This window comes from Sphingobium sp. ba1 (assembly GCF_000743655.1).
Taxonomy (GTDB): Bacteria; Pseudomonadota; Alphaproteobacteria; order Sphingomonadales; family Sphingomonadaceae; genus Sphingobium.
Map to the genome: position 1 here is coordinate 1,811,180 of NZ_JPPQ01000069.1, position 7,828 is coordinate 1,819,007.

Here is a 7,828-nt window from a genome sequence, read left to right on the forward strand (position 1 = left end):
CCTCCTTTCGATCCGGCCGACCTGCCGACCGGCATTCAGATGCCGCTATCCCCCTTGGTGGCGCGGGTGTTGGCGCCCAATCCGTCGCCCTTCACCTTTACCGGTACCCAGACCTATGTCGTGGGGACGACCGACGTCGCGGTGATCGATCCCGGCCCGGACGCGCCCGATCATCTCGCGGCACTGACGGCGGCGATTGCGGGGCGGCCGGTCGTGGCGATCCTCTGCACCCACACGCATCGCGATCATAGCCCGGCGGCGCGACCGCTCAGCCAAGCCACGGGCGCGCCGGTGATCGGCTGCGCGCCGCTGACGCTGGAGGATGACGGGCCGCGCGCCGATGCGGCGTTCGATGCGGCCTATCGCCCCGACCGGGTGCTGGCGGATGGCGAACAGGTCGCGGGCACCGGCTGGACCCTGCAAGCGGTGGCAACGCCGGGGCACACGTCAAACCATCTCTGCTTCGCGCTGGCCGAAGAAGCCGCGCTCTTCACCGGCGATCATGTCATGGGCTGGTCGACCAGCGTGATTTCGCCGCCCGATGGCGACATGGCCGCCTATATGCGATCGATGCAGCGGCTGCTGGAGCGCGAGGACAAGGTCTATTATCCCGCCCATGGCGAGCCGATCGACAATCCGCAGCGGCTGGTGCGCGGCATGATGGGCCATCGCAAGCAACGCGAGGGGCAGATTTTGCGCTTTCTGGAGCGCAATGGCGACAGCCTCATACCCGACATGGTGCTGGAAATGTATAAGGGCGTCGACCCGCGCCTGCATCCCGCCGCCGGGCGATCGGTGCTGGCGCATCTGATCGACCTGGATCAGCGCGGGCTGGTGACGGCGACGGAGGATCGATGGCAGATGCGCTGAAACGCTATGCCGGGCCGATTGCGGCGGCGGTCATCCTGTTGCTGGTCGGCGCGGCGATGCTGATCGGCTGGCAGCGCTATGACCGCGACTATGTGGTCGCGGTCGAGGAAGACGGGGTCGCGGTGACCAAGGTGATCGCGGCGAAGATCGCCGGGGTGAGCAGCCTCAAAGTCTCCGAACTGTCCGGCACGGTTCAGAGCACGGCGCAGGATGTGCGCGGTTTCGGCCTCCTCAAGTCCGATCAGGTGGTCAAAATGCCCTTCTCAGTCGATTATTTCGTCGAGGTCGGCGGCCTTGGCGAAGGCGATCTGGAATGGAACGAGGCGACCCGCACGCTGATCGTCAACGCGCCCGATGTGAAGCCCGGCAAGCCCAATGTCGATGAGAGCCGCCGCACGCTGGTCCGCACCCAGGGCATGTTCGTGACGCGGCAGGCGGGCGAGGAGTTGAGCCGCCGCGTCTCCGCCCATGCGCAAAGCCGCGCCCAGCGCGAGGCGCAGGCACCCGAACGCATGGCGCAGGCGCGCGAATATGGCCGCGGCGCGCTGACCAAATTGATGGCCGCGCCGTTGGCGGCCGCAGGCTATGACGATGCGCGGGTGATCGTGACCTTTCCGCCCGAACGGGCCGGGCGCAATCGCGAACGATGGGACGTCACCACGCCCGTGAACGAGGTGCTGGCCAACCGGCAGGCTCGGCGCTAGGGCGCTGTTCAGGGATCGAGGAGTTTTAGGCACATGAACGCTTTTACCGGCATTCCGCAGGGCATAGACCTGCGCGGCGAGATCGAGCGGCTGCGCAAGGAGCGCAATGCCGTGATCCTGGGCCATTATTATCAGTCGCCCGAAATTCAGGATTTGTCGGATTTCGTCGGCGATTCGCTGGAACTGTCGCGCAAGGCGGCGGAGACGGATGCGGACGTGATCGCCTTTTGCGGCGTGCGCTTCATGGCCGAAACGGCCAAGATCCTATCGCCCGACAAGATCGTGGTGCTGCCGGACATGGACGCCGGTTGCTCCTTGGAAGACTCTTGCCCGCCCGCGCAGTTCAAGGCGTTTCGCGAAGCCCATCCCGACCATATTGCGCTGAGCTACATCAACTGTTCGGCCGAGGTGAAGGCGCTGTCCGACATCATCGTGACATCCTCGTCCGCTGAAAAGATCCTGTCGCAAATCCCGCTGGACCAGAAGATCATCTTCGGCCCCGACAAGCATCTGGGCGGCTATCTCGCGCGCAAGCTCGGCCGTGACATGCTGTTGTGGCCGGGCGTCTGCATCGTGCATGAGGCGTTCAGCGAAACCGAATTGCTCAAGCTCAAGGCGCAACACCCGGACGCCCCGGTCGCGGCCCACCCCGAATGCCCGCCCTATATCGTCGATCATGCCGATTATGTCGGATCGACCAGCGGTATCCTCGACTTCGCCAAGACGATGCCCGGCGACACGCTGATCGTCGCGACCGAGCCGCATATCATCCACCAGATGGAAAAAGCGGTGCCGGATAAACAGTTTATCGGCGCGCCCGGCGCGGACGGCAACTGCAACTGCAATATCTGCCCCTATATGGCGCTCAACACGATGGAGAAGCTGTACCTCGCGCTGCGCGACCTGCAGCCACGCATCGAAATGGACGAGACGCTGCGCCTGGGCGCGAAGAAGAGCCTGGACCGGATGCTCGAAATGGCCAGCGCCACGGTGGGTCTGGGCGACGTAGGCCCGCGGTGAAGGGGCGCGCGGTGAAGGCCGCACGGCGATGATCGCCCGGCTGCGCGCGCGCTGGCAGGAAACCCGTGCCAGCTACTGGTTCTATCCGGCCCTGTTCACCACGCTGGCGGCCATCATGGCGTTCGCGACGGTGTGGATCGACCGCCATGGCGGATCGGTCTGGCTGGAGCGGCACGACTGGATCGACATCGCCCGGCCCGAAGGCGCGCGCAACGTTCTCAACGTCATTGCCGGGTCGATGATCGGCGTCGCCTCCACGGTGTTTTCGATCACCATTGCCGCCGTGGTTTACGCATCGGGCAGCTATGGCCCGCGCCTGCTGTCGAATTTCATGGAGGATCGCGGCAACCAATTGTCGCTGGCGACCTTCATCGCGACCTTCGTCTATGCGGTGCTGGTGTTGCGCGTGGTGCGCGATGCGCAGGAAAGCGCGGGCGATCCCGGATTCGTGCCGCAAATATCGTTGCTTATCGCCACGCTGTTGATGGGCATATCGATCGCCATCCTGGTCTATTTCCTCAACCATGTGCCATCGAGCATCCGCATCAACGCCGTGCTGGAAGGCATTGGCGACCGCCTGCTGCGCGAAGTCCATGGGCGCTTCCCCGACGATTGCGTCGAGGAGACCGCCGATGCCCCGCCCCAGGGGGAGCCGATCGTCGCGGCCGATACGGGCTATATCCAGATCGTCGATTTCGCCGGGCTGGACGAGATTGCGCGCGATGCCGGATGTCGGCTGGAGCTGCGGCTGCGACCGGGCGATTTCGTCCATCCCGGCATCATGCTGGTCGGCGTCGTCGGTGCGAAGATCGACAGCGCGATGCGTGACGCCGTCCGGTCCTGCTTTTCGACCGGGGCGATGCGGTCCCCTGCGCAGGACATCGAGTTTCTGATCGACGAGTTGGTGGAAATCGCCTTGCGCGCGCTGTCGCCGGGTATCAACGATCCGTTTACGGCGGTGACCGCGCTCCATTGGCTCGGCGCAGCGACGGCGGCGATCGGCCAGCGCGACCTGCGCGGCGGACCGGACCGGGGCGATTATGACTGGAACCGGGTGGTGCCGCTCAATGACGATTTCGACCATTTCGTCGCGCGCGGCTTCGGTGGGATCATGCCCGCTGCTGCGACCAGCCCGATCGCGGCGGCGCAGTTCCTCGATGGCCTGCGGGATGCTGCGGCACCGCTGACGCTCGCCTCCCGGCGCGCACGGTTGCAGGCGGAGGGCATGCGCTTGATCGCGCAGGCGCGCCTGGCGCTGGACGGCCCGGCGCTGGAGGAATTGGAAGCGCGCTATTGCGATTTTGTCCCAGCCATGGAAAACGGCGCGCATGACCGGCTTTGCTCTTGATGGTTTCGACCTGAACGCCTTTGTGGCCTCTACGCTGGCCGAAGATCTTGGTCCGGATGGCCGCGACGTCACCAGCGAGGCGGTGATTCCCGCCGACGCCATCTTTGACGGCGTCATGGATGCGCGCGATCCGGTGACGCTGGCGGGGCTGCCGATTGCAGTCGCCTTTTTTCGCGCACTCGACCCCGATGTCGAGATCGAACAATTGTACCAGGATGGCGAGCAAGTGGCGGCGGGGACCGACATATTGCGTATCCGGGGACGGGCGCGGGCGATGCTGACGGCGGAGCGGTCAGCGCTCAACACGGTGCAGCATTTGAGCGGCATCGCGACCATGACGCGCGCCTACGTCGATGCGATCGACGGCACCGGCGCGATCCTGCTCGACACCCGCAAGACCATTCCTGGCCTGCGCGTATTGGAGAAATATGCGACCCGCATGGGCGGCGCGACCAATCATCGCATGGGGCTGTGGGACGCGGCGATGATCAAGGATAATCATGTCGCGGTGGCCGGGTCGGTCGAGGAAGCGGTGCGCCGCGCGGTCGAGGCCGGTGTCGAGCGGATCATCGTCGAGGTCGACCGAATCGACCAGATCGAACCGGCCCTCGCGGCGGGCGCGACCCATTTGCTGCTCGACAATATGGATGCGGCGACGCTGCGGCAGGCCGTGGGACTGGTCGATGGCCGCGTCCCAACCGAAGCGTCGGGCGGGGTGACGCTGGACACGATCCGGGCGAAGGCCAGCACGGGCGTTACCTATATCAGTGTCGGGCGGCTGACCCAGTCGGCGCCCGCTGCCGACATCGGGCTGGACTTCGCTTATTATGCTTAAGGCGTTGGCGGCACTGGCTCTGATCGCGCTGCCGGGCACCGCGCTGGCGCAATCGGCCCAATGCCGCCCGCCATCGCAGATCGCTCGACCCACGATCGAAGGGCCGACCACCAAGGAACCCAAGCGCGTCCTGCCGATCGGCAGCTATACGCTGGCACTCAGCTGGTCGCCGCAATTTTGCTCGACCGCGCGCGGCAACAAACATGCACTGCAATGCGGGGGCAAGGCGGGCCGCTTCGGCTTCACCCTCCATGGCCTGTGGCCCGACGGCTTCGGCAAGGAGTGGCCGCAATATTGTCGCCCCGCCGATCTCGTCCCACGCGACGTGATCCGGGCGAACCTCTGCACGACGCCGTCGGTGCAACTGATCCAGCATGAATGGGCCAAGCACGGCACCTGCATGACGACCAAGCCGGAACTCTATTTCAACCTGTCGCGCGCCTTCTATCAGTCGATCCGCTATCCCGACATGACCGCGCTGGCAGCGACGAAGAATTTGACCGTAGCGAAATTCGCAGAGGCCTTCGCCCGCGCCAATAAGGGGCTGCGGGCCGATATGCTGCGGGTGACGACGACCCGTGGCAACTGGCTGAGCGAAGTGTGGCTGTGCATGGACCGGGCGATGGAATTTACCCGTTGCCCGACGCATCAGGGCGGGGCTGCTCCGGCCAGCACCCTGCGGATCGAGCCGGGACCGCGCATCGCTTATGGACGTCCGGCGACACCCGCGCCCAGGCAAGCCAGGCCCACTGCTGCGCCCGCCCGCAAGCCGGGACTGATCCTCGACCTGGATCCCAAGGTCCAGCCGCTCGCTAACGCCAGCGCGCCCTAAGGATCAGGCGTCGATCGTCGCGGTAGATGGGTGATGCTTGTCGAGATGCTTGCGGATGATCCGCAGATTCTTGGTGTTCGACTTGTAGAGAAAGTCGAAAATGTCACCCGCAAAGGGGATCGCGCCGATCAGCGTATCGACCCCGACATTGCCCGCCATGCGCGTCAGCTGCCATTTCGACATGCCAAGGTTGCGCGCTTCCCACACCATCCACGCGCCCATGGCGGCGGTGGCGAGGTCGCCGACCACCGGCACCAGGCCGACCAGGCTGTCGAGGCCGACGCGGCGATTAGTGCCGGGGATGACGAACAATCCCTCCAGCACCGCTTCCATCGCCTCTATCCGGCGGCGGATCGACGCGGGGTCGCGGCCGAAACCGGGCATGTCGCGCACCACGCGCTCGAACTGATCCTGTGATACTGCCATCTGCCTGTCTCCTTCCTCCTTAATTGGGGCGGCGGAACAGATGGTTCAATGGGTGGCGCGCACGACGCGAGGGTTGAAATCCGCTCAGCCGTTTGGACACCAGCGACCAGCGGATCGGCGCGCCCAGCGCGATATAGCCATTATGCGCCTGCATCAGCGCTTCGGCCTGGGAGATATGGGCGATCCGATTGTCGCTATCACTGGCAAGGCTTGCGGACTGCAACGCGGCGTCGGCGGCATCGCTGCAATGCACCGCACGGGCGCACCCGACGCGGCCAAGATACCAGAGCGCACTATCATAGGGCGCCACTTCGTCGATCAGGCGCAGGTCCGCATCCTTCTGGTTGATCGCCACGCGCACCGCGGTCAGCCCGATCGCGGCCAGATCGCGCCGCAACAGGCCGAAGATCAGCGTCGCGCCCGGCCCTTGCGGCAGGGCGATGCGCAGCGGCGGCGGATCGCCATTATCGGCCCGCCACCGCGTCATGGTGGCGCTGGCGAGAGCGCGGCGTTCGTCCATCGACTGCCCGGCCCAGGCGGGGGCGGTGGGCGAGCGGCTAAGGTCGAGCGCGGAGGGCAATATCTGTTCGCTGGTGGCCCAGCCGCCGAGCGGGAACAGGGCGGACAGGCTGGCGCGGTCGATGGCCATGTTGATGGCCGCGCGGACATAATCATCATCCAGCAGCTTCCCGCGCCCGGTAACGGCCAGGCCCAGCAGGCCCTGGACCGGGTCGGTCCGCACCGCATCGCGCTCGACCCCGGCGGGCAGCAGCAGCGGCAGGTCGGCAAAGCGCCCGCCGAGCACCAGCGCCGCCTGTTCCTCACGGAAACGGATGATCGCCAGCGCGGCATTTTCGGCGCGCAACACCCGCGTCTGCGACGGCGGGATCGGCTCGTCATCGGCCGCGTCATCGTCGCCGGTCGCGCGATCGACGGGGGTCAGGAACAGCGCCTGGCCCTGCTGCGCGCGGCGATAGGGACCAGTGCCCCCCTCCCGTGCCAGGATCGCCATTTGCGGCTGGGCCAATATCTGCAGCAGGAAGGGCCGCGCGACCGTCAGTTTGATTTCGATCACTTCGCCCGTCATCGGCACGACGCTTTGCACCGCGTCGAAAGGCCCGTCCGGGTCGAGCCGACGCTGCACCACGATCCGCGACAGCAATATCCGCGCGACGTCGCGCGCCGTGACGCGCGTGCCGTCGGGCCAGAAAGCGCGACGCAGGCGAAAGATATAGCTGCGCCCGTCATCCTCGACGATCCAGCGCTGCGCCAGCGCGGGCAGGATTTCGCCGCTGGCGTCGAACCCGACCAGTCCCTGCGCGGTCGCTTCCAGGATCAATTTGGCCGCCGGGTTGGGCAATCGCTGCAAAGGCTTGGTCACATCCGCCCGGTCGCCCACCACGCTGACGACAACCGGCCCGCTCCCCTCCCGCGAACAGCCGCTGACCGTTGCCAGCGCAGCGACGGCAGCAAACAGGGGGCGATAACGACGCGGCAGGGCAGGGCGGGCGAACATGGCGATGAAGAGACCTACCCCGCTATCGCCCCGCCGCCAACCGTCATGGCGGGGAGGGGAGGGGGTGGGGTGATTTTTTCCGATTGGCGCTGTTGATAGGATTAGGCGCGATGCCATTGAGCTTCCCCGCTATAACGTCGAGGCCCTTACCGGACTTGAATCGGAAAGGTCGCCCTTGCACAAAGGCTGTCCCCCCTCCCGCCGGCGGGAGGGGGCTAGGGGGTGGGCATAGCGCAACGCTCGCGTCGGCCCACCCCGCTGCGACTAAATTCGCTCC

Annotated in this window: 8 protein-coding genes; 6 read left to right on the forward strand and 2 right to left on the reverse strand. The window is 66.0% G+C overall.

Annotation, left to right across the window (positions count from 1 at the left end; translation table 11 throughout):
* The 6 genes from IL54_RS11875 to IL54_RS11900 form a co-directional block, all read left to right on the forward strand.
* Positions 1–870 (forward strand): MBL fold metallo-hydrolase (locus IL54_RS11875; RefSeq protein WP_081913073.1); only part of this gene is annotated, 870 nt, incomplete at its 5' end.
* Positions 855–1,574 carry a DUF4230 domain-containing protein gene (locus tag IL54_RS11880; RefSeq protein ID WP_037475902.1) on the forward strand — a complete coding sequence of 240 codons (720 nt, stop codon included), beginning with the start codon at positions 855–857 and terminating at the stop codon, positions 1,572–1,574. The genes IL54_RS11875 and IL54_RS11880, both read left to right, overlap by 16 nt.
* Before the next feature lie 33 nt (positions 1,575–1,607).
* On the forward strand, positions 1,608–2,594 hold the full coding sequence (gene nadA, locus IL54_RS11885; protein WP_037475903.1) for a quinolinate synthase NadA: 987 nt from the start codon (positions 1,608–1,610) through the stop codon (positions 2,592–2,594).
* A 28-nt stretch (positions 2,595–2,622) separates the two neighbouring features.
* The gene (locus IL54_RS11890) at positions 2,623–3,942 is read left to right on the forward strand and encodes a DUF2254 domain-containing protein (protein WP_037475905.1); all 1,320 of its coding nucleotides are present in this window, start codon (positions 2,623–2,625) and stop codon (positions 3,940–3,942) included.
* Positions 3,923–4,777: a carboxylating nicotinate-nucleotide diphosphorylase gene (gene nadC, locus IL54_RS11895; protein ID WP_037475907.1), complete on the forward strand. Its 855-nt coding sequence runs from the start codon at positions 3,923–3,925 to the stop codon at positions 4,775–4,777. Before IL54_RS11890 ends, nadC begins: the two co-directional genes overlap by 20 nt.
* Positions 4,770–5,609, forward strand: a complete 840-nt coding sequence (locus IL54_RS11900; RefSeq protein WP_037475909.1) for a ribonuclease T2 family protein — start codon at positions 4,770–4,772, stop codon at positions 5,607–5,609. Before nadC ends, IL54_RS11900 begins: the two co-directional genes overlap by 8 nt.
* Positions 5,610–5,612: 3 nt before the next feature.
* On the opposite strand, the gene IL54_RS11905 is transcribed toward IL54_RS11900, so the two are convergent.
* Positions 5,613–6,035: a DUF4112 domain-containing protein gene (locus IL54_RS11905; RefSeq protein WP_037475911.1), complete on the reverse strand. Its 423-nt coding sequence runs from the start codon at positions 6,033–6,035 to the stop codon at positions 5,613–5,615.
* A gap of 19 nt (positions 6,036–6,054) precedes the next feature.
* Positions 6,055–7,551: an ABC transporter substrate-binding protein gene (locus tag IL54_RS11910; protein ID WP_037475912.1), complete on the reverse strand. Its 1,497-nt coding sequence runs from the start codon at positions 7,549–7,551 to the stop codon at positions 6,055–6,057.
* Positions 7,552–7,828 lie beyond the last annotated feature (277 nt).